The sequence below is a fragment of the Sphingobium sp. D43FB genome, assembly GCF_002312805.1.
Lineage (GTDB): Bacteria > Pseudomonadota > Alphaproteobacteria > Sphingomonadales > Sphingomonadaceae > Sphingobium.
On the sequence record NZ_NMUA01000010.1, the window covers coordinates 65,852 to 86,491 of the forward strand.

The 20,640-nt window shown below is 62.2% G+C and carries 19 protein-coding genes and 1 pseudogene; 11 read left to right on the plus strand and 9 right to left on the minus strand.

Going from position 1 to position 20,640, the window contains the following annotated elements:
• The first annotated feature begins 341 nt into the window (after positions 1 to 341).
• The 11 genes and pseudogenes from SxD43FB_RS10625 to SxD43FB_RS10675 all read left to right on the plus strand — a co-directional run bounded on the left by SxD43FB_RS10625 (position 342) and on the right by SxD43FB_RS10675 (position 13,412).
• Positions 342 to 590, plus strand: coding sequence for an Arc family DNA-binding protein (locus SxD43FB_RS10625; protein WP_096062145.1), 249 nt, complete (start codon positions 342 to 344; stop codon positions 588 to 590).
• Positions 590 to 1,009, plus strand: coding sequence for a type II toxin-antitoxin system VapC family toxin (locus tag SxD43FB_RS10630; RefSeq protein ID WP_096062146.1), 420 nt, complete (start codon positions 590 to 592; stop codon positions 1,007 to 1,009). The genes SxD43FB_RS10625 and SxD43FB_RS10630 overlap by 1 nt, the downstream gene beginning before the upstream one ends.
• Positions 1,010 to 1,021: 12 nt before the next feature.
• Positions 1,022 to 1,936, plus strand: coding sequence for a HEPN domain-containing protein (locus SxD43FB_RS10635; protein ID WP_096062147.1), 915 nt, complete (start codon positions 1,022 to 1,024; stop codon positions 1,934 to 1,936).
• 281 nt (positions 1,937 to 2,217) lie between these two features.
• Positions 2,218 to 2,550, plus strand: a complete 333-nt coding sequence (locus SxD43FB_RS10640; RefSeq protein WP_096062148.1) for a hypothetical protein — start codon at positions 2,218 to 2,220, stop codon at positions 2,548 to 2,550.
• 57 nt (positions 2,551 to 2,607) lie between these two features.
• Positions 2,608 to 3,919: pseudogene (locus SxD43FB_RS10645) on the plus strand (TolC family protein).
• A 3-nt stretch (positions 3,920 to 3,922) separates the two neighbouring features.
• Positions 3,923 to 5,104 carry an efflux RND transporter periplasmic adaptor subunit gene (locus SxD43FB_RS10650; protein WP_096062149.1) on the plus strand — a complete coding sequence of 394 codons (1,182 nt, stop codon included), beginning with the start codon at positions 3,923 to 3,925 and terminating at the stop codon, positions 5,102 to 5,104.
• 4 nt (positions 5,105 to 5,108) lie between these two features.
• Positions 5,109 to 8,348 (plus strand): CusA/CzcA family heavy metal efflux RND transporter, encoded by a 3,240-nt coding sequence (locus SxD43FB_RS10655; RefSeq protein ID WP_096062150.1) that lies wholly within the window; start codon positions 5,109 to 5,111, stop codon positions 8,346 to 8,348.
• Entirely contained in the window at positions 8,348 to 10,849 is a 2,502-nt protein-coding gene (locus SxD43FB_RS10660; RefSeq protein ID WP_096062151.1) for a heavy metal translocating P-type ATPase, read from the plus strand. The genes SxD43FB_RS10655 and SxD43FB_RS10660 overlap by 1 nt, the downstream gene beginning before the upstream one ends.
• Before the next feature lie 206 nt (positions 10,850 to 11,055).
• Positions 11,056 to 12,174: a zinc-binding dehydrogenase gene (locus SxD43FB_RS10665; protein WP_096062152.1), complete on the plus strand. Its 1,119-nt coding sequence runs from the start codon at positions 11,056 to 11,058 to the stop codon at positions 12,172 to 12,174.
• Between the two features lie 337 nt (positions 12,175 to 12,511).
• Complete coding sequence (locus SxD43FB_RS10670) at positions 12,512 to 12,739, plus strand: DUF3072 domain-containing protein (RefSeq protein WP_096062153.1); 228 nt, start codon at positions 12,512 to 12,514, stop codon at positions 12,737 to 12,739.
• A 19-nt stretch (positions 12,740 to 12,758) separates the two neighbouring features.
• The gene (locus SxD43FB_RS10675) at positions 12,759 to 13,412 is read left to right on the plus strand and encodes a dienelactone hydrolase family protein (protein ID WP_096062154.1); all 654 of its coding nucleotides are present in this window, start codon (positions 12,759 to 12,761) and stop codon (positions 13,410 to 13,412) included.
• Positions 13,413 to 13,629: 217 nt separating this feature from the next.
• Here SxD43FB_RS10675 and SxD43FB_RS10680 read toward each other — a convergent pair whose 3' ends face one another.
• The 9 genes from SxD43FB_RS10680 to SxD43FB_RS10715 all read right to left on the minus strand — a co-directional run bounded on the left by SxD43FB_RS10680 (position 13,630) and on the right by SxD43FB_RS10715 (position 20,619).
• Positions 13,630 to 13,815, minus strand: coding sequence for a hypothetical protein (locus SxD43FB_RS10680; protein ID WP_096062155.1), 186 nt, complete (start codon positions 13,813 to 13,815; stop codon positions 13,630 to 13,632).
• Positions 13,816 to 14,096: 281 nt separating this feature from the next.
• Positions 14,097 to 14,588: a MucR family transcriptional regulator gene (locus tag SxD43FB_RS10685; RefSeq protein ID WP_096062156.1), complete on the minus strand. Its 492-nt coding sequence runs from the start codon at positions 14,586 to 14,588 to the stop codon at positions 14,097 to 14,099.
• A 102-nt stretch (positions 14,589 to 14,690) separates the two neighbouring features.
• Positions 14,691 to 14,885, minus strand: coding sequence for a hypothetical protein (locus tag SxD43FB_RS10690; protein ID WP_096062157.1), 195 nt, complete (start codon positions 14,883 to 14,885; stop codon positions 14,691 to 14,693).
• Positions 14,882 to 15,082, minus strand: a complete 201-nt coding sequence (locus SxD43FB_RS10695; protein ID WP_096062158.1) for a DUF5818 domain-containing protein — start codon at positions 15,080 to 15,082, stop codon at positions 14,882 to 14,884. The genes SxD43FB_RS10690 and SxD43FB_RS10695 overlap by 4 nt, the downstream gene beginning before the upstream one ends.
• Positions 15,083 to 15,145: 63 nt before the next feature.
• Entirely contained in the window at positions 15,146 to 15,535 is a 390-nt protein-coding gene (locus tag SxD43FB_RS10700; RefSeq protein WP_096062159.1) for a hypothetical protein, read from the minus strand.
• 234 nt (positions 15,536 to 15,769) lie between these two features.
• Positions 15,770 to 16,855: a PAS domain-containing sensor histidine kinase gene (locus SxD43FB_RS10705; protein WP_255245671.1), complete on the minus strand. Its 1,086-nt coding sequence runs from the start codon at positions 16,853 to 16,855 to the stop codon at positions 15,770 to 15,772.
• 78 nt (positions 16,856 to 16,933) lie between these two features.
• Positions 16,934 to 17,620, minus strand: coding sequence for a response regulator (locus SxD43FB_RS26340; protein WP_343228844.1), 687 nt, complete (start codon positions 17,618 to 17,620; stop codon positions 16,934 to 16,936).
• A complete protein-coding gene (locus SxD43FB_RS26345; protein ID WP_343228841.1) occupies positions 17,621 to 18,955 on the minus strand; it encodes a PAS domain S-box protein in 1,335 nt (444 codons plus the stop codon).
• A gap of 380 nt (positions 18,956 to 19,335) precedes the next feature.
• Positions 19,336 to 20,619, minus strand: a complete 1,284-nt coding sequence (locus SxD43FB_RS10715) for a glycoside hydrolase family 130 protein (protein ID WP_096062160.1) — start codon at positions 20,617 to 20,619, stop codon at positions 19,336 to 19,338.
• Between the last annotated feature and the right edge of the window lie 21 nt (positions 20,620 to 20,640).

Here is a 20,640-nt window from a genome sequence, read left to right on the forward strand (position 1 = left end):
GGATTGAGAACCGAGACCATGATAAACCACATCGCCCCCTCATGGGCCAGTAGGACCTCACGAGGTAGCGTCCAGCCCAGGACCAGAGCGAGAAGGATGAGAGACCACCAGAGTTTCGCATACCATGGCCGCCAGAACCAATCCCGGGCTCTGGGGCGCTTGAACGGCTGAAGGTCAGAAGCAGTGCCTATCTCGTTCATTGTTCCATACCTTGCGCGGAATATAGCCAACTTCGGCTGCCCCACACAAAGAGATGTCGCCAGATTGGCGCATCCTCCTTGCAAATGATAGCATAAAAGGTAAAGTGATAGCAATCCGCTCATGCGTATCGGGAGGCTTACATGGCATCAGTGACGGTGAGAAATTTGCCTGACGAGGTGCATCGGGCCATTCGCGCGCGCGCAGCATCCCACGGACGGAGCGCAGAAGCGGAAATTCGCGACATTCTGGAGAAGGCTGTAAAGCCGGCTGACCGCCTCCGCATGGGTGACGCTCTTGCCAAGATAGGTCAGGATGCGGGCTTGACGGACGATGACGCCGATCGGCTTGGGAAAAAGCGTGAGCCTGCCGCCCCTCTGAGCTTCGATTGATGATCGTTCTGGACACAAATGTTGTTTCGGAGGCCATGAGACCGTCGGCTGATCCCTCGGTTATCGACTGGCTTAATCGGCAGCCGGCAGAGACACTGTTCCTGACGAGCGTGACCCTCGCCGAGCTACTGTTCGGGATTGCGGCGCTGCCCGAGGGCAAGCGCAAGAACGCGCTCGCCTCCACATTGGACGGCCTTCTGGAATTGTTCGGCGACCGCATATTGCCATTTGAGACCAAGGCAGCACAAAGCTACGCTACCCTCGCCACCCAAGCCCGTGCTGTTGGTAAAGGCCTTTCAACGCCAGACGGCTATATCGCCGCCATCGCAGCAGCGACTGGCTTCTCTGTCGCGACCCGCGATACCGCTCCATTTGATGCGGTTGGGGTTGCTGTCATCAACCCTTGGAATTCGCACTGACGGCTTGAAATTATGCGAACAGACATCTCCCACCTCCCTCCCGCCAAGCAGCGCGAACTTGATCGCGTGGTGCAGATCATCTTCGAAGAATTCGGGGATGCTAACAATCTTGCCACCGGCAAGCGCAAGGCGGGCCGTATCCAAAAGATCATTCTCTACGGCAGCTATGCACGCGGCGGCTGGGTGGATGAGCCACATACCGCCAAGGGCTACAAATCGGACTACGACCTGCTCATCATCGTAAACCAGAAGGACCTCACCGACAGGGTTCAATACTGGGAGAAGACGGACGAAAGGCTCATGCGGGAACTGGCCATCACCCAGACGCTCAAGACGCCGGTCAACTTCATCGTCCACACCTTGCAAGAGGTGAACGATGGCCTCGCTCACGGCCGCTATTTCTTCATGGACGTCGCCAGCGAGGGAATCGCCCTCTACCAAGCCGACGAAAGCGAACTCCACCAGCCCAAACCAAAAACACCAGCGCAAGCGCAGGCTATGGCGAAGGAATATTTTGAGGAGTGGTATCCAACCGGAGGTCAGTTCTTCCGCCAGTATCAGCATGCAGTGGCCGACGGGGCACCTAATATCGCTGCATTCGATCTACATCAAGCATCGGAACGGCTTTACCATTGTGTCTTGTTGGTTAGCACCTTCTACACCCCGCATGTGCACAACTTGGGTTTCCTGCGGACTCAGGCCGAGCGTCTAGACTATCGCCTGTTCAACGTCTGGCCGCGCGACACGAAGGCTGAGCGTGCGACGTTCGAAAAGCTCAAAGACGCCTACGTGAAGGCACGATATTCAAAGCATTACAAGATCAGCGAGGACGAGTTGAGTTGGCTTGGCGCGCAGGTCGAGGAACTGGGTCGCATCGTTAATATAATCTGCAGCGAGAAGATTGCCGCCCTCGCAGCGGCATCCTAATCGGAGATTTCAGGCGAACATCAGCGCGGTCATTTTGCGATCGACGAATGGCAAAAAGTGGGACTTTGCCGCCATTCCGCGCAACCGCCTCAATGGCGGCTGTCGTCGAAACCAGACACCGGCGCATGTCGCGAAAACGAGCTCGACCGATTGTTGCTATTGCCTGATTTCAAATTCCATCGCTCCGCCAGCGCAGAAATCCGGGCGCGGCGAGAGGCGCGACCATGGCCGGGGGAAGTTGTGCGATGACTTCGCCAGCCTCTTCGGCTAGACGAAGCGCAATGCTGCGCAAGTTCTGGACCCTTTTGCTTGTCATGATCGCGTCATCTTTGGTGATGACTGCGACCGTGCACGCTCAAGAACGACCAGGATCGCTTGCGATCGAATGCAGCGGCACCATACATATCGACGGCGATACCGATCAATCGCAGGGTGATTCGGACAAGGCGACCCCTCACCATCACGGCACTTGCCACGGTCATTCACTAAGTGCTCCCATGACGGGTGAGAGTCTGGTCGTGGCCGGCGCTTCAGGAATGCGTTCCTTCCCTTCCTCAGAGGGACCGACGGCGTCGTATCAAGGCGATCCCGCTTTGAGGCCACCGGCCGCCTGACATTTTCCGCCGGTCGGAATTTGCCGGCCCGACGAAATTTGTCAGGATCACCAGATAATGAAAAAGATGATCGCGGCCGTGCTGGCCGCGGCGTCCTGCGCATCAATCGCGCAGGCGCAAGCACAGGCGCAACAAGCGCCTGAGCAGACAGCGACGCCGTCATCTGCACAGCCATTCACGCTGGACCAGGCTGTGCTGGCAGCGGGCGGGGCCGCGCCGTCCAACGCAGCTGCTGCAGCGGGGATAGAGGCCGCGCAGGCCGGAGATAGAGGCCGCGCAGGCCGGACGTTCTGTCGCCGGACTGCGGCCTAACCCGACTGTCCAGGGTCAGGTCGAGAACGTGGCCGGCTCCGGTCCCTATAAGGGACTGCGGAGCGCGGAAACGACCGTCGGGGTCGCGATTCCGATCGAGCTGGGCGGCAAGCGCAGTGCGCGTGTCGCGGTCGCCAGCGCGCAGGTCTCACGGGCCGAGTTGCAGGCCGTAATCGCAGCGGCCGATATCCGCGTGCAGGTCACGCAGCTCTATGTCGAAGCGATCGCGGCCGAACGCCGATTGGCGACGGCACGCGAGCAGGCGCGGATCGCGGCTGAGGTGCTGAGGGGCGCCGGGGTGCGAGTTCAGGCTGGCCGGGCATCGCCGCTCGAACAGCAGCGCGCAGACGTGGCGCGCATCAACGCGGATGCCAATGTCGAGCGGCTGACACGCCTTGCGGAAGCGGCGCGGACCAATCTTTCGCGCCGGATCGGTCGCCCGATTTATGGCACGCTGGATGAAGGATTGCTCGATCGACTCCCAGTCGCGACCTTCGGACCGATTGCCCAGCCACTTGCGCAAGGCACGCTGGCGCTGGCCGCGGCAGATGCCGATCTGGCCATAGCGGATGCCGGCATCCGGCTCGCTCGGGCGAACCGGGTTCCCGATATCAACGTCGGACCGGCGCTGCGGCGATTGGAGGCGACCAACGATACCGCTGCTGTGTTTGCGATCTCGATCCCGATCCCGGTGTTCAACAATGGCCGCGCCGCCATCGCCCAGGCGACCGCAGAGCGGACACAGGCCGAAGCCGTGCGGCGCGTGACCGTGCTCGATGTGGAACAGGCTATAACCGATGCGGAAGCGGAGGCGGCAAATGCGGCGACTTCGGCGCGTGCGGCAGCCGGTCCCGCCTTGGCGGCGGCGCAGGAAGCCGCCCGGATCGCGCGGATTGGCTATCGGGAGGGCAAGTTCGGCCAGCTTGATCTTCTCGATGCCGAACGCACGCTGGCCGAAACGCGGGGCGCCGCGATCGACGCGCTCGCCAACTACCAGAATGCCCGCGCCCGTCTCGAGCGGCTGACCGCTCCGGCGCCAGACAACCGAGGGAATTGATCCATGTCGATGTTCATGCCGCGCACCGTGGCTCCACTGGCGATTGCCCTTGCCCTCGCCGCCTGCGGCGGAGCGAGCGAATCCGCAAACGAAACTGACAACGAGGCCGCGTCGGCGCATGGCGCTGGCGAAAAAAACCTTGGGGGCGGACATGTCGATGAGGGCAAGGTCACGCTCAGCGCCGATCAGATAGCCGCGGCGGGCATCCAGCTCGGCCGCCCGACGCTTGGCGGATCGGGCACGATCGAGCTGCCAGCGACGATCGAGGGCGATCCGCAAGGAACGCAGGTCGTCTCGGCGGCGATCGGTGGCCGTGTCGTGTCGCTAACCCGCAATCTGGGCCAGTCGGTCGGGCGTGGGCAGACCATTGCCATCATCGAAAGCCGTGAGGTGGCGCAGCTCAAGGGCGAGGTCGAGGCGTCTCGCGCCCGGCTTGCCCTCGCCAATTCGAACCTCGCGCGCGAGCAGCGGCTGTTCGCGCAGCGCGTGTCGCCTGAGCAGGATCTGATCGCCGCGCGCACTGCGTCGATTGAGGCGGGCATCGCCTATCGACAGGCTCAAAGCCAGGTGTCGGCAGCGGGCGGTGGCGGTGGCGGGCTCAACCGCCTCGGCATCGTCGCGCCGATCGGCGGCCAGATCATTTCCCGTCCGGTCGTGCTGGGGCAAACAGTCGCGGCCGATGCCGAACTCTATCGCATCGCGAACCTTAGCCGGGTGTCGTTGGCGCTGAGCCTCAAACCGGAAGATGCCGGCCGGGTGAAGCCGGGCAACACGGTAATGGTTAGGGCACCAGGCCGACAGGCGAGCGCGCAGATTAGCTTCGTGTCGCCGGCGCTTGATCCGCAGACCCGGCAGGTGCCGGTCATCGCGACGCTCGAGAATGGTAGCGGTCAGTGGCGCGTCGGCGAGCCGGTAACGGCCTCGGTGCAGCTCAGCGGCACTGGCGGCGCCGCCAATACGGCCATCCTCGTGCCCACGACCGCGATCCAGACGGTCGAGGGCAAGTCGGTCGTGTTCGTCCGAACGGCGACAGGATTCCAAGCAACCCCGGTCACGCTCGGCGACGCCGCCGGTGCGACCGTCATCGTTCGCTCCGGGCTCACGGGCCGCGAGCAAATCGCCACTACCGGCAGCTTTACGCTCAAGGCCGAAATCGGCAAGGGCGAAGCGGCGCACGAGGATTGATGCCATGATCGCGCGCATTGTCACATGGGCGGTCGAGAAGCGCTGGCTTGTCCTGCTCCTTACCGCCATCGCCACCGTCATCGGTGGCTATTCGCTCTACCGGCTGCCGATCGACGCGGTGCCCGACATCACCAACAACCAGGTGCAGATCAACGTCCGAGCGCCTGCCCTTTCGCCCGAGCTGGTCGAGAAGCAGGTGTCCTTCCCGATCGAAACCGCGCTCGCCGGCATTCCCGGCCTCGACAATACGCGCTCGCTCAGTCGCAACGGCTTCGCGCAGATCACCGCAGTATTCGATGACTCGACGGATATCTATTTCGCCCGCCAACAGGTTGGCGAGCGGTTGGCTGGCATCGCCGAGAACCTGCCCGACGGCGTAAACCCCGAGATGGGACCGATCGCGACGGGGCTCGGCGAAGTCTATATGTGGACCGTCCGGCTCGATCACCGGAAGGATGACGAGCATCGGCCGGGCGAGCCGGGCCAGCAACCTGATGGCAGCTACATCACGCCCGAAGGCGAGCGTCTGACCAGCGCTGAGGACAAGGCGACCTATCTGCGCACAGCGCAGGACTGGATTGTTACCCCGCTGCTTAAAAACACGAAGGGACTTGCCGGCGTCGACTCGATCGGCGGCTATTCCAAGCAATATCTGGTCGTTCCTGACGTCCAGAAGCTGGCCTCGCTCAGGATCACGCTGACCGACCTGGGCACCGCGCTCGAGCGCAACAACACGAGCGTCGGCGGCGGGTTCGTCAACCGCAACGGCGAGGGCCTTGCGGTCCGGTCCGACGCGTGGGTGCGCAACGCGGCCGAGCTGGCCCGCACCGTCGTCGCTACCCGCGAGGGCGTGCCGATCACGCTCGATCAGGTCGCAAGTGTGCGCAACGGGCAGGCGATCCGGATGGGATCGGCGTCCGAGAACGGAACGGAGGTCGTCGTCGGCACCGCGATCATGCGGATCGGCGAGAACAGCCGCAACGTTGCCACCGCAGTCGCCGACCGGCTGAAGGAGATCAACGCTTCCTTGCCGCCTGACGTCGTGGTGCAGCCTGTCCTCGATCGCACCGCGCTGGTCAATTCGACGATTCTGACGGTGGCGAAGAACCTCTCCGAAGGCGCGTTGCTGGTCATTGTCGTGCTGTTCCTGCTGCTCGGCAACTTTCGTGCGGCATTGATCGCGGCGGCGGTCATCCCGGTCACGATGATGCTCACCGGATTCGGTATGCTTCGCCTGGGCGTCTCGGCGAACCTCATGAGCCTGGGCGCCCTCGACTTCGGCCTGATCGTCGATGGCGCGGTCATCATCGTCGAAAACGCATTGCGGCGTCTCGCCGAGCAACAGCACCATGAAGGCCGGCTGCTGACAATCAAGGAACGCCTGGAGGTCGTCACGACCGCCGCGCGTGAGATGATCCGTCCCTCGGTCTACGGGCAGGCAATCATCATCCTCGTCTATGTGCCGCTGCTCACCCTGACCGGGGTCGAGGGCAAGACGTTCGTACCGATGGCGCTCACCGTCATCATCGCCTTGCTGTTCGCCTTCATACTATCCCTGACCTTCGTGCCTGCCGCGATCGCCTGTCTGTTGGCGAAGCGGGTCGAGGAGAAGGACGGCAGGATCATTAGCTGGCTGAGGGCCCGCTATGAGCCGGGCCTGGAAAAAGCGATGAGGCGGCCCTCGCTCACGATCGGGGCGGGCATCGGCAGCCTCCTTGTGACGGCGCTCGCGTTCACGACGTTGGGACAGGTGTTCCTGCCCCAGCTCGATGAGGGCGACCTGCTGATCCAGGCGCTGCGCATCCCGGCGACGTCGGTCCAGCAAAGCCAGGCGATGCAGGTGCCGATCGAGCAGATGGTGGCGAAGCAGCCCGAAGTCCGGTTCGTATTCTCGAAGACAGGCACGGCCGAACTTGCGTCGGACCCTATGCCGCCCAACGCGACGGACATGTTCGTCATCCTGAAGCCCCGCAACGAGTGGCCCGATCCCAAGCTGGCCAAGGCCGATCTGGTCGAGCGTCTGGAAAGCAAGCTCGGGCAGATTCCGGGCAATGCCTATGAGATCACGCAGCCGATCCAGATGCGGTTCAACGAGCTGATCGCCGGCGTGCGCGGCGACATCGCGGTCAAGGTGTTTGGCGACGACTTCGCCAGCATGAACCGCACGGCGGAAGAGATCGCCGGCGTGCTGCGCAAGACGCAAGGCGCGGCGGACGTGAAGGTCGAACAGACCACGGGGCTGCCGATGCTCTACATCCGCGTCAATCGCGACGCGATGGCGCGGGTCGGTGTCACCGCCCAGGACGTGCAGGACACTATCACCGCCACGCTGGGCGGCCGGGAATCTGGCATGATCTTCGAGGGCGACCGGCGATTCCCGGTCGTCATTCGCCTGGCCGATGCGCAGCGTGCCGATCTTGGTTTGCTCGAACAGGTGCAGGTGCCAGTTGCAGGCGGGGGCTATGTGCCGCTCTCCAGCGTCGCCAGCATAGGCGTCGTCGACGGGCCGAACCAGATCAGCCGCGAGAATGGCAAGCGCCGCGTCGTGGTTCAGGCCAATGTGCGCGGTCGCGATGTCGGCAGCGTGGTGGCGGACGCACAGGCAGCCGTCGGGCAGGGCATACGCCTGCCGGCAGGCAGCTATCTCGAATGGGGCGGCCAGTTCGAGAATCTGAAGTCAGCGAGCGCGCGGCTTCAGCTTGTGATTCCGGCTTGCTTCATTCTGATCCTGCTGTTGCTCTATGGGGCGCTGGGGTCAGCGCGCGATGCCGCAATCGTGTTCACCGGGGTGCCGTTCGCGCTGGTGGGTGGTGTGCTGCTGCTGTTCGCGCGTGGCATGGACTTCTCGATCTCGGCCGCGGTGGGCTTCATCGCGCTGTCGGGGATCGCGGTCCTCAACGGCCTCGTCATGGTCAGTTCCGTGCAGGATCTGATCCGGTCGGGCATGGACCGGGCAGAGGCAGCCCGCACCGGCGCTATCCAGCGGCTGCGCCCCGTCGCGATGACCGCGCTCGTGGCCAGCCTGGGCTTCGTGCCGATGGCGTTCGCAAGCGGTGCTGGCGCGGAGGTGCAAAAGCCGCTTGCCACCGTCGTCATCGGAGGTCTGATCTCGGCGACGCTTCTGACGCTGTTCGTGCTGCCGACGCTCTACGCCCGGTTCGGGCAGCAAGCGGCCAAGGTTGAAGAGGAAGACGGTGCCGCACCCCTGCGGGCAGAAATCAAAACCAACGCGGAGACGGCGTGATGACTGACAAGCTCGAACTCGATATTCCCGTCCTTCTCCCGGAGATTCCTGACGCAGCCGATGCCTGTGTGGGCCGGCTCGTCTCGACGCTGAGCGCCAAGCCCGGCGTCGAGCGCGCGCACGTCCTGCCCGCCGATGGTGCCATGCCTGCAAAGCTGTGCATCCATTTCGACGGCGAAGCGCTGCCATTGTCACGCGTTCGCGACATGGTGCGGGCGGCAGGCGCCGAGATCAGCGGACGATACGGTCATGCGACATGGCAGGTCGAAGGGATCGGCCACGAACGCCGCGCGCGCACCGTCGGCGAGACCCTGTGCCAGCTACCCGGCGTGCTGCAGGCCGATGCCAGCGCCTCGGGCAGCGTCCGGGTCGAATATGACAAGGAGCGCATCGACGAGTCCGCGATCCTCGCGGCGTTGGGGAAGCTCAAGGTCAGGCCGGGCAAGCGGACTGGCTCCGATCAGGCCAGCGATCATGCCGGGCACGATCACGGCGATGGCGGCCATGCCGAAGGCGCCGAAAAGCATGGGCCTGGGGATGGCCACGATCATGCACACGCCAATTTTCTCGGTCCTAATACCGAACTGATCTTCGCGCTCGCGTGCGGCGCGCTGCTGGCGATCGGCTTCGGACTCGAGAAGCTGCTTGCCGGCGCGCCTGACTGGCTTCCGACCGCTTTCTATGTCGGCGCCTATGTGTTCGGCGGCTTCTTCACGCTGCGCGAAGCGATCGATAATCTGAAGCTCAAGAAATTCGAGATCGATACGCTGATGCTCGTCGCGGCCGCTGGCGCCGCGGCGCTGGGAGCTTGGGCCGAGGGCGCGCTGCTGCTGTTCCTGTTCAGCCTCGGTCATGCGCTCGAACATTATGCGATGGGGCGCGCCAAGCGCGCGATCGAGGCGCTGGCCGAACTCGCGCCCGACAAGGCGACGGTACGCCGCGACGGGCAGACCACGGAAATTCCGGTCGAGGAGCTGGTAGTGGGTGACGTCGTGATCGTGCGGCCGAACGAGCGCCTGCCCGCCGACGGCTTCGTGACCAAGGGGTCGAGCGCGATCAACCAGGCCCCCGTCACCGGCGAGAGCATTCCCGTCGACAAGGAACCTGTCGCCGATGTCGAGGCGGCGCGCGCGAAACCCGATGCGGTCGAGGCGACGTCCCGGGTGTTCGCCGGCACAATCAACGGCGGCGCCGCGATCGAGATCGAGGTGACGCGGCGCTCCAGCGAAAGCGCGCTCGCCAAGGTCGTGAAGATGGTGAACGAAGCGGAGACGCAGAAATCGCCTACCCAGCGCTTCACCGATCGGTTCGAGCGCGCCTTCGTGCCGGCGGTGCTGGCCCTCTCGTTCATCCTGCTGTTCGCGTGGGTCGTGGTGGATGAGCCGTTCCGCGACAGCTTCTATCGCGCGATGGCGGTGCTGGTCGCCGCCAGCCCTTGTGCGCTGGCGATCGCAACCCCCAGCGCGGTCCTGTCCGGGGTCGCGCGGGCCGCACGCGGCGGCGTGCTGGTGAAGGGCGGCGCGCCGCTGGAAAACTTGGGCTCGCTCAAGGCGATCGCGTTCGACAAGACAGGCACGCTGACCGAGGGGCGGCCCCGCATCACCGATGTCGTGCCGGTCGACGGCGCGAGCGAGGCGGATCTGTTGGCGCTCGCCGTCGCGGTCGAAGCCTTGAGCGATCATCCGCTGGCGCAGGCGATCGTCGAGGATGGGCGCGAGCGCCTGGGCGGGCGGGAGCTGGCTGCCGCGACAGACCTCAAGAGCCTGACCGGGCGCGGCGTCACTGCTACCGTCGATGGCGAGACGGTGTGGATCGGCAAGGCCGAGATGTTCGGCGTGGAAGGCATCCCGACGTTGCACGCCGCTGCGACCGATGCCATCGCCACCCTGCGCGAAGGCGGACGCACCACGATGGTGGTGCGCAAGGGCGATCGTGACATCGGCGCGATCGGGCTGATGGACACGCCGCGCGAGGCGGCCAAGGTCGCCCTCAAGCGCCTGCGCGAGATGGGTATCACCCGGATGATTATGATTTCAGGCGATCACCAGAAGGTGGCCGATGCCATCGCCAAGGAAGTCGGTCTCGACGAAGCATGGGGCGACCTGATGCCGGAGGATAAGGTCGCATCGATCAAGAAGCTGGCCGGCGAGGACAAGGTCGCGATGGTCGGTGATGGCGTCAACGACGCGCCGGCGATGGCATCGGCGACCGTCGGCATCGCGATGGGAGCTGCCGGATCGGACGTGGCGCTGGAGACGGCCGACGTGGCACTGATGGCCGACGATCTTGCGCATTTGCCGTTCGCGGTCGGCTTGAGCCGCCACACTCGCGGCATCATCCGGCAGAATGTCTTCGTCAGCCTTGGCGTCGTCGCGTTCCTTGTGCCTGCGACGATCCTGGGCCTTGGCATTGGTCCGGCAGTTGCGTTGCATGAGGGCTCGACGCTGCTCGTCGTATTCAATGCGCTACGCTTGCTCGCCTACCGCGATCCAGCGAAGTAGGCGGCATGCCAGCGGATTGCTTCGGCCAACACGAATGTCGGCTTTTGTCCGAACCAGACGCCAACCAAACCTGATCGAACGGCCGTATCTGGTCGACAGCTGCCCAAATAATGCACTGAGCGGCATTGGTTCACGCTGCGCCATCTTCCTTGCGCCGAGACCATCGCACCCCATGTTCCAGCTATTCTAAATGAGCGGAGAAGATCATGGATTTCACCGGACGCGAGCTAAGATCGAAGATCGACCAGGATGGCAGACTTTCACTGTCTCTGGAGGAGGTCCTGGTGGAAGATCCGGCCGACGACGAGATTGTCGTCCGTGTCGAGGCTGCGCCTATCAATCCGAGCGATCTCGGCCTGCTTCTCGGGCCGGCGGACCTGTCCACTCTGGAAACCCGCGACGGCCAGGGCCTGACTTTCCGCGTGCCCGCGAGCCGACTGCCCAGTGTCGCTGGCCGGATTGGTCAGTCTACGCCCGTCGGCAATGAGGGGGCTGGCCTGGTCGTGGCCGCAGGCAAGGACGCCGCTCACCTGAACGGCAAGCGCATAGGGATGATCGGGGGCGGCATGTACGCCGATTATCGGCGCATCAAAGCACGAGACGTAATTCCCCTGCCTGACAGCGCGACCGCTGCGCAAGGCGCCTCCATGTTCGTGAATCCGCTGACCGCGCTTGGCTTTGTCGAGACGGCGCGGCGGGAAGGACATAAAGCGATCGTACACACCGCAGCAGCCTCCAACCTTGGGCAGATGCTCCAGAAGATTTGCCTGGCAGATGGCATCCCGCTGGTAAACATCGTGCGATCAAAGGAACAGGCCGACATATTACGCGGCGTTGGCGCCATCCATGTGGTCAACAGCAAGGACGCAGACTTCACCGCCAGTCTCACAAAAGCGGTCGAGGAGACGGGCGCGACAATTGCTTTCGACGCGATTGGCGGCGGCACGATTGGCAGCGAGATCATGCAGGCCATGGAACGCGCCGCTGTCGGGCGCATGTCAGACTATAACCGCTACGGCTCCACCGAATTCAAACAGCTCTACATCTATGGGGCGCTCGATCCGTCACCGACCACGCTCAACCGCCTGGCATTCGGTTTCCAGTGGAGTGCATCGGGCTGGTTACTCTTCCCATTCCTGCAGAAGACTGACGCGCAGGTCGTTCAAAATATGCGCCAGCGCGTGGTGGATGAACTGACGACGACATTTGCCAGCCACTACACCCGCGTCATAGGTCTGGCCGAAGCGCTCGAACCCGACGTGCTGCGCGCCTATGAACGAAAGGCAACAGGCGAGAAGTTTCTGATCGACCCCACGCGAGGCTGAACAGCGTGGGGGAGACCCGGCCCCATCCGCCACAGCGGTTTCGATCGATGCGCCCAAGATATTGCCATCGGAGCCGGGCTTAGGATGAGTGACCGTTGAGCAGTGGATGGTCGAGGTGGAGCCTCTATGATTTTCGGAGCCTATGACATGGGCTGGAATGGCCGCCCTCGCGCATCATTACCCAGGAGGCGCCATCTGCGCGTCACCCGGCACCGCGATCCGCCATCCCAACCCAGTCTGCGCGGTTGCGACATGATCGCGTGATGAGATGATTATTTCAGGAACCATCTACAACCCATCTCGTTCAAGGAACAGACACAGAACATAGGAGCAACCCGTGGCTGAGCCATTGCATAACCCCAAGCTGGACGACGAACCGCAATCGAACACGCAAAAAGACCCCGACAATTGGGTGTCGGGCGATGATCCGATGACGGGCGCGCAGGCTTCCTATTTGACGACCCTGAGCGAAGAGGCGAAGGTGGATCCGCCAAGGCAAGATCTGAGCAAGGCGGAGGCATCGAAACGGATCGACGATCTCAAAGCGAAACTGGACCTTTCGTGACCCTTATCAAGGCTAAGCTGTGGAGAAAATAGTCAACGGCGCGAGCCTGCAGCCATTGTCGGGAGAACGGCCCAAGCGGATCGTGCTTCTGCTTCACGGGTTTGGGTCAAGCGGCGCGGACATGATCGCGTTGGCGCCAGCCTGGCAGCAGGCAATGCCGGAGACCTTGTTCCTGGCGCCGCATGCGCCGCAGCGCGGCCCAATGCATGGCGGTTACCAATGGTGGCCGCTCGGCGCGCTCTCGCCTGCTGCGCTGGCGGTCGGCGCAGCGTCGGCAGCGCCCGCTATCGATGCTTTCATCGACCGAAAGCTTGACCAATATAGTCTTTCCGAGGCTGATCTGGCGCTTGTAGGGTTTAGCCAGGGAACCATGGTGGCGCTGCATGTGGGCCTGCGAAGGCCAGGCCAGCTAGCCGCGATCGTGGGCTATTCGGGCATGCTCGCCGGCACGGCGGACTTGCGGGCTGAGACATTGTACAAACCGCCGATCCTGCTGATCCATGGATCGCAGGATAATGTGGTGCCGCCCGCCGCGTTACGCATAGCGGAGAAAGAACTTCAGCGCCTGCGCCTGCCAGTTACGACCCACCTCTCTATGGGATTGGATCATAGCGTGGACCTCGAAGGTCTCAATCTGGGCTGCGCCTTCGTCACCAATGCATTTGACCGGTAGCTGGCACCAAGGCCGTTTGTCAGCCTCGGCCCTCGCTTACTCTCGAAGGGACGGCACTTTCTGAATGCTATTGCGACGACAGATTGAACGCTGGCCGCCAACGAAGGGCCCGCTCACCCTCGGCGAGGCTCTCAATATCGATACCTGTGCGCGGCGGGAGGTGGCCAGTCGTCATGCGGCAACGGACCCACGCCGGGCAATGCGGCCCCGTTCCAGCCTAACCTTCGGCAAGCGCCTTCATCACCTCTTGTATGCCTCCCTTCACCACTACATAATTGCCCTTCTCAAAGTTCACAGCGCTCGCGGCGTCCCCTCCCCTGAACCGCCGCACGAAATTCACGCGATCGGCGTTCACCAGGATCGGCTCACCCTCTGCGGTTTCAAATTGCACATAGCCGTTCATGAAGCGTTCCTGATGTTGCGCAGCGCTCGCTTAAGCCAGCCGCTAAATATTCGAGATAAATTTGGGAAGCGACGCGCCGCCTCCCAGCGTGGCAGGCAGGTACCCTCCCCGTCCCAGTGAGAGCGCCGGTTGGAAAGGACCGCCCCGTCGGGCAAGGGTTATGGCCGAGCTAATAGAGATGCTCCGGAGCCATGGCTCCAACAGGAGCACAAATCTGTTGTAAAATGCCGTCTGGCCCCTGTCCTGCCTTCCCTCCGATAGCCGTCAGGGTCGCGGTTGGTTCAGGCCGGCTCCACTTCGGCCTTTGCCTTCGGCTTCCGCCCCCGTGTCACCGACGCTTTGGCGACGGATTCCGCCGGAGCGGCGATCCTGGGCTTCCGCCCCAGTCCGATCTTTTGCGCCAGTTCCTTGCGCTGCTGCGCGTAATTGGGCGCGGTCATCGGATAGTCTGCAGGCAGGTTCCACTTGGCCCGATATTCGTCCGGAGTCATCTGATAGGCGGTCCTCAGATGCCGCTTGAGCATCTTCAGCTTCTTCCCGTCCTCCAGGCATATGATGTAGTCCGGCTTGACCGACATGCGGACGGAGACGGCGGGCTCTTGCTTGGCGACCTCGGGCGTAGACGGCGTGCCCAGACCCGCGAGTGCTAAATGAACATTTGCGATAAGCTGCGACAGGTCGCCGATGGCCACCGAATTGTTCGAGACGTGCGCCGCGACAATGTCGGCCGTGAGCGTAATCAATGCGTCTTGCGCGACAGCGACCTCAGTCATCTGGTTGTTCGTCCTTCATGGGAGAGAAATAGATCGCGCCGATTGCCGCAAGCTCAAGCGCCCCAGATAGGGACGACGGGCATGATGGTCAAACGCGCACCCTTAGCTTTGCATCTCCACGATCGACATTTGGGCGATGCAGCCTGCGATCTTTTTCCACATCAAAGCGCCGGCCTCGTCGCCCGCCATTTCGAGAGCACACAGTCTCTCGACCGCCATATCGGTCGCCCTCATCCCATGTCTTTTGATAAGCATCGAGGCGGCGCTCCACGGCACCTGTCTCTGCGTGAGCGTCATAATGGAATCATCCGTTCGACCGCTACGACGTCATGCCGCTCACGCACCCCGTCTATGCGCACCCAGCGGCCCACCATAGCGCGCTGCCCGCCCAGCGCCAGGAGCCGCCACTGCCCGCCGTCAGCCATACGCAAAACCAACTGCCCGCTTTCCAGCAGCAACAATCCTTCAAGGGTGATTGGTCGTTCCAGAGGCATAGCCAAAACAGATCCGTTAATGTCGAAGACGATAGCGGCAGGATCGTTCGTCGCCTCGATTTCTCATTTTAGCGTGGGCCCCACGTCGCTCCCGCCGCGCAAGGCCGACCGCATTTGCGCCTTACGCTGCAGGGGAAAGTCGATTTGCGGTCTGTTCCAACGCGCAGCGCCGTCCAGGACAAGCAAATCTTCGGTATGGGTCAGGAAGGTGAACACCTTGTTGCACACCTCGATCATCAGCGATTTCATTTCCTCGTCCGAGAGACGGGAGAGGCGTGTCCAGGGGATCTCTCCATAAGGTGTGACGACCTTCACATCACTAAAGTCGCCCGTCGCGCTACTCGGAACGGTCCCTGCGTGAAGATCCTCCAAGGCTGTATTACGCACGCATTGTTCGACCAGAGCCAGCGTGAAACGTGCTTTCTCGTCGTCAGTCAGAATATCGTCCGACATATGCCCTCTACACCCCGTGCCTGGCGGCATTTGAACGATAGACATACCGTAATCAGCAAGAGGAGACCATCGCGAGACGATCGCTCTATCATCATCATCGACATCATCCGCGCAGCAGGCGACATGCTAAGAGCGCCGCCCGCCCCTGCCCCGTCTTGAACCAGGCGCCCCTCGCGCTCTCCGGGCAAATAACGGTCCGGGCCTGAAGCCTCTAACTCTTCACCTGAGCTGCCGCTACGGCTTTGGCGCAGCGTCTTTCCTTGCGAAATGAATGTCCACCCGCATTCCCGTTCCCGCGCCGGACGTCACCGTCCATTCGGCCTTCGCATTCTGCCGCAGGGATTGGGCGATGACAGCGCCCAGCTTCCCGGCTTTTGGCCAGGTCGTGCCTTCGGCCAACCCGACGCCGTCATCGGCAACGGTCACACGGCATCCTGTCTCGTCCACCAGGCTATGCAGGGTGATGGTGCCGCCCTCGCCTTGGGGGAATGCATGTTTGAGTGAATTGGTCAGCAGTTCGTTGACCACCAGGCCCGCCGGCATGGCCACGTCCAGGGCGACCGGCCAGGTATCGATCTTCAAATCCAGGCGGATGCCTTCGGGCGCATGCGCCTGCATGACCGACGAGGCGATCTGGCTCAGATATATGCCAAGATCGATCGTATCCCCCTGCCCTTCGGTCGAAAGCGAACGATAAAGCAGCGCAAGCGAATTGATCCGGCCTGCCAGCCGATCGAACCGCGCGCCTGTCTCCTGATCAGACACGTTGCGCGCTTCCATCCGGATGAGCGCTGTGATCATCTGAAGGTTGTTTTTCACCCGGTGCTGCAGTTCGAAAAGCAATGCGTCCTTGTCGCGAAGAGACTGGCGCACAGCCTCATCATCTTCGCGAAGGCGCTGACCGGTCCTGGCAAGCGCGACGAGCCGGAAAATCGGCTTGCCATGATCGTCCTCGATCGTGTTCGACCAGGCATCGACATGGACCATCTCCCCGTCGAGTGTGATCGAGAAGGTGCCGATATATTCCTCTTCGACCTCTACCGCGTCGCTCAGCCGCCGGTCGTCATCTGTCGCCGAGGCAACGCCAGGCAAGGCTTGCCAGCTCATGCCTTCCAGATCAGCAGCAGGTTGCCCCGTCAGCCGCTCAAATTCGAGATTGGCGTAAGTGATCCGCTCCGAAGGCGAAAGTTCGGAGACCGCGATCGCCACCGGCATGTGATCGAGAAACTGCTTGAAGCGCTCGCTCTCCAGCGCATCAGCGAGGCCCGGCGTGTCTAGCAGTTGGCCGACCTGGCCCGTTCCGTCTTCAAAATTGTCCAATAGTGCGCTCCCTCGCCTCCATTTAGCATGAAAGGAAGCGAGAACGCAGGGAATTGAGGGTGTGTCGATCAAGGGCTGCTAGCGGTCGAGCATCTCGCGCACCTTGCTGCCCAGCGCCACGACATTGAAGGGCTTGGTGACGACTTCCATCCCTGCATCAAGCAGCCCGTTCCCAACAGCGGCATTCTCCGCATAGCCGGTGATGAAAAGCACTTTTAGGTCTGGCCGTGACACGCGCGCCGCGTCGGCAACCTGGCGACCGTTCAGGCCTCCGGGCAGACCCACATCGCTTACAAGCAGGTCAATAGATTGCCCTGACTGGAGGATCTTGAGCCCAGAAGGCCCGTCAGCGGCCTGGATCACGGTGTAACCGCTGTCCAAGAGAACCTCCTTCACAAGGCTGCGAACGGCGTCCTCATCGTCGATTACGAGGATTGTTTCGCCCTGCCCCTGATCGAAGGTCGCTGCATGCGCGCTCTCGTACTCGGCCTCCAGCGCCCCGGCATAGCGCGGCAGATAGAGGCACAGTGTCGAACCCTCTCCCGGCTCGGAGTAAAGGCGAACCTGACCACCGGACTGTCGGACAAACCCATGGATCATCGACAGGCCGAGCCCGGTGCCTTGCCCCAGCGGTTTGGTGGTAAAAAAGGGATCGAACGCCTTGGCGGCGATCTCGGGTGTCATGCCGGTTCCGGTATCCGTGACGCAGAGCGAGATATATTGGCCAGGGGGTAAGTCGCGCTCCTTGGCAGCCCGGTCGTCCAGTCATTTGTTGGCCGTCTCGATCGTGATCCGTCCGCCATTGGCCATCGCATCGCGTGCATTGATCGTCAGGTTGAGCAGCGCATTCTCAAGTTGCGAAGGATCGACCCGTGTCAGCCAAAGGCCGCCCGCGCCCACGACTTCGAGCGTTATCGTAGGACCAATAGTGCGCCGCACCAGCTCCTCCATGCCACTGATGAGCCTGTTCGCATCGGTCGGCTTGGGGTCCAGTGTCTGTCGGCGCGAAAAGGCGAGCAAGCGCTGCGTCAGGGCCGCTGCGCGGCGCGATGCTTCCTGGGCAACGCTGATATATCGCTCGAGACCAGTTGTCCGTCCCTGCTCGAGCCTCAACTCCAGCAGTTCGAGATTGCCGCTGATGCCGGTCAACAGATTATTGAAGTCATGGGCGATTCCGCCTGTCAGCTGGCCCACCGCTTCCATCTTCTGCGAGTGTCGCAAGGCATCTTGCGCGTCCTGCAGTTCACGCTCACGCTGCTTGTCTGCGCTGAGATCCCGGCCAACGGCGATGAAATGCACGCCGTCAGGTTCGGGCGTCACCGTCCAGCCGATCGGTTTCCATTCCCCGTCCGCCGTCAATATCCTGTTTTCGAAACGGGTAGGCTGGAGCGTCTCGCCCATTTCCTGCAGCGCAGCCAATGTTATGTCGACATCTTCGGGATGCATGATGTCGGCATAGGGGTCAGACAGGATTTTTTCATCCGACCATCCCAATATCGTCGTCCAGGCCGGATTTACCGCGGTCATGTTCCCATCATAGTCGGCGCGGCCGAGCATGTCCTGCGAAAGGGTCCAGAGCTGTTCGCGTTCCGCGGCGGCCACGCGATCTGCCAGAACGCGATCAGTTGTTTCGACGACGATTGCAATGACGCCCGCGGGTTTACCGCACTCATCGTATAGCGGTGAGTAGGACAGGTCCATCCACACCTGCCCGGCCTCGCCGTTCCGGTAGAGGGTCAGTTCATGGTCACGGTAGAAGAGCGATCCTCCACTCAAGCCCACCTTCATCACATTGTCATTGAAATCGGCGACCTCTGGCCACCCATCGCGCACAGGACTGCCGAGCAGTTGGGGATGACGCTTTCCCGCAAATTGGGAATAGGCGTCATTGTAGATCATCACCCCTTCCTCACCCCACAGCATGACGATCGCGGTTTGAGAGCCAAGCACGAAATTGACAGCGCTGCGCAGGCTTTGTGGCCAGGTCTGGATTGGTCCCAGCGGCGTACCAGCCCAGTCCACCCGACGGACCATGTCGGCCAGTTCGCCGGGCACGGGAATAAGGTCGGCGACACCGGCAAGGTTCGTATCGTTGTTCAATATCATCTCGATACATGAGGACGTCCGGTCGCTTAACGCAGGTGAAGACGAAATGTTCGTCATCCCGAGATATTTGTGTCGCTGCCGCCCTGCATCCAAAGACATAAAGGCATCGTCACGCGATGGCGCCCCAACGCGATAGCCGCAACGGCGCCCGCGCATATGGGAAAATCGATATGATCCCGATTCGCGCGACTGGCTTTCTGGCGCAGGCAGCGCGTGCGCCCGCTTGCGTCACCTTCTTTTCGTGCTCATCAAGAGGCCCTTGGGTTGCCGCTCGCCCCGATACCAGGGGTCTTGCGATCTTTCCCCCCGGGCAGGAAAGCGGCTGACAGCAAGCGACCTTTGGCTGATCGAGTGCTATGGAAGGGACCCGCCCCTCAGTTCATTAAGGACAGCATCTCGGCGATCGGGATGAACGCGAACGCGACCGAACTGTCGGCCACGCCATAGGGCATGAAGATCATCGTCCCGATGCGGGTCGCCCCGCAGGTATAGACGACATTGGGGACATAGCCCTCCCGCTCGCTATCTATTGCCGCCAATATGGGATCGACCGAACGGCGCAGAACTCTCGAGGGATCCGTCTTGTCGAGCAATACCGCGCCGATGGAATATTCCCGCATCGCGCCGACACCGTGGGTCAGGAGCAACCAGCCTTCATCAAGCTCGATGGGCGAACCGCAATTGCCGATCTGGACCAGTTCCCACAGATAATGCGGCATCAGGATTTTCTCGCCTTCGCCCCAATCCGTCAGGCTGTCAGACTGGATCAGATAAAGATTTTCGCCATCCTGCCGTCCGATCATCATGTAACGGCCGTTCACTTTGCGCGGGAACAAGGCCATGCCTTTGTTGCGGGCTGCGCTCCCCGTCAGCGGATACATGCCGAAGCTTCGGAAATCGCTTGTGCGCATCATCTCCGACTGGATTTGTCGGCCATTATAAGCGGTGTAGGTGCCGAGCCATTCGACCGACCCGTCGTCGTGGACGAACCGCACCAGGCGAAGATCTTCCAGACCGTTCGCCTGCGCGGCGGTGATTGGAAATATCACCGTCCCTGACAAGGTGCTGTCGGGGTGGCGGAAGATCGTCACGGGTCCGGACTGTTCACGTTCCTCGTCGCCCTTCGCGTCTGCCGCAGTCGCAAAGGGCGGTTCGGGTGCCAACTGCAAGTCGCCGCGCTCCGAGATGATCCCCTCCCGAAAGGCGATCGAACTGATATGGCCCTCGCCCACGGCGCGCAGCGAAATGACAATACGCTGGCAGCCTTGTGCGATCCCGCTTTGGTCGGGATGGGGCACGACGCTCGGATTCATGAGCGCTGCAGCGGCATAGCTATATTCGTGGCAGAAATAGGCGCCGATCAATTGGCAGCGCGCGTCGCTGATACCCCGGTCGTCCAGTTTCAACAGCTTGGATATCTCGGCGAAGCGAGTCATGAACACGCGCCGGGTCTGCCAATGGCGCGCTTCGAACCCGATGAGGACATGGGTGAGCTGCGCGTTCACCTCTGCTTCGGGGAGTGCCAGGACGGCCTGTGTTATCCGTTGGGTACGGCTGGGCGCGCCACCCTGTGTCTGCCACCCAAGATGAAAGGGGCGTACGACGACCCGCTTGGCATCAGCTGTCAAACGAAGCGGCAGCGCGTCAATTTTCTGCAAAACAATGTCCCGTGCAACCAG

Bases quoted from the DNA above. Each gene is read 5' to 3' on its own strand.
- SxD43FB_RS10630 (WP_096062146.1), top strand. From the start codon at position 590: ATGATCGTTCTGGACACAAATGTTGTTTCGGAGGCCATGAGACCGTCG.
- SxD43FB_RS10695 (WP_096062158.1), bottom strand. From the start codon at position 15,082: ATGCCTCTGGAACGACCAATCACCCTTGAAGGATTGTTGCTGCTGGAA.
- SxD43FB_RS10665 (WP_096062152.1), top strand. From the start codon at position 11,056: ATGGATTTCACCGGACGCGAGCTAAGATCGAAGATCGACCAGGATGGC.
- SxD43FB_RS10690 (WP_096062157.1), bottom strand. From the start codon at position 14,885: ATGACGCTCACGCAGAGACAGGTGCCGTGGAGCGCCGCCTCGATGCTT.
- SxD43FB_RS10625 (WP_096062145.1), top strand. From the start codon at position 342: ATGGCATCAGTGACGGTGAGAAATTTGCCTGACGAGGTGCATCGGGCC.
- SxD43FB_RS10680 (WP_096062155.1), bottom strand. From the start codon at position 13,815: ATGAACGGCTATGTGCAATTTGAAACCGCAGAGGGTGAGCCGATCCTG.
- SxD43FB_RS10685 (WP_096062156.1), bottom strand. From the start codon at position 14,588: ATGACTGAGGTCGCTGTCGCGCAAGACGCATTGATTACGCTCACGGCC.
- SxD43FB_RS10660 (WP_096062151.1), top strand. From the start codon at position 8,348: ATGACTGACAAGCTCGAACTCGATATTCCCGTCCTTCTCCCGGAGATT.
- SxD43FB_RS10650 (WP_096062149.1), top strand. From the start codon at position 3,923: ATGTCGATGTTCATGCCGCGCACCGTGGCTCCACTGGCGATTGCCCTT.
- SxD43FB_RS10700 (WP_096062159.1), bottom strand. From the start codon at position 15,535: ATGTCGGACGATATTCTGACTGACGACGAGAAAGCACGTTTCACGCTG.
- SxD43FB_RS10635 (WP_096062147.1), top strand. From the start codon at position 1,022: ATGCGAACAGACATCTCCCACCTCCCTCCCGCCAAGCAGCGCGAACTT.
- SxD43FB_RS10655 (WP_096062150.1), top strand. From the start codon at position 5,109: ATGATCGCGCGCATTGTCACATGGGCGGTCGAGAAGCGCTGGCTTGTC.
- SxD43FB_RS10640 (WP_096062148.1), top strand. From the start codon at position 2,218: ATGCTGCGCAAGTTCTGGACCCTTTTGCTTGTCATGATCGCGTCATCT.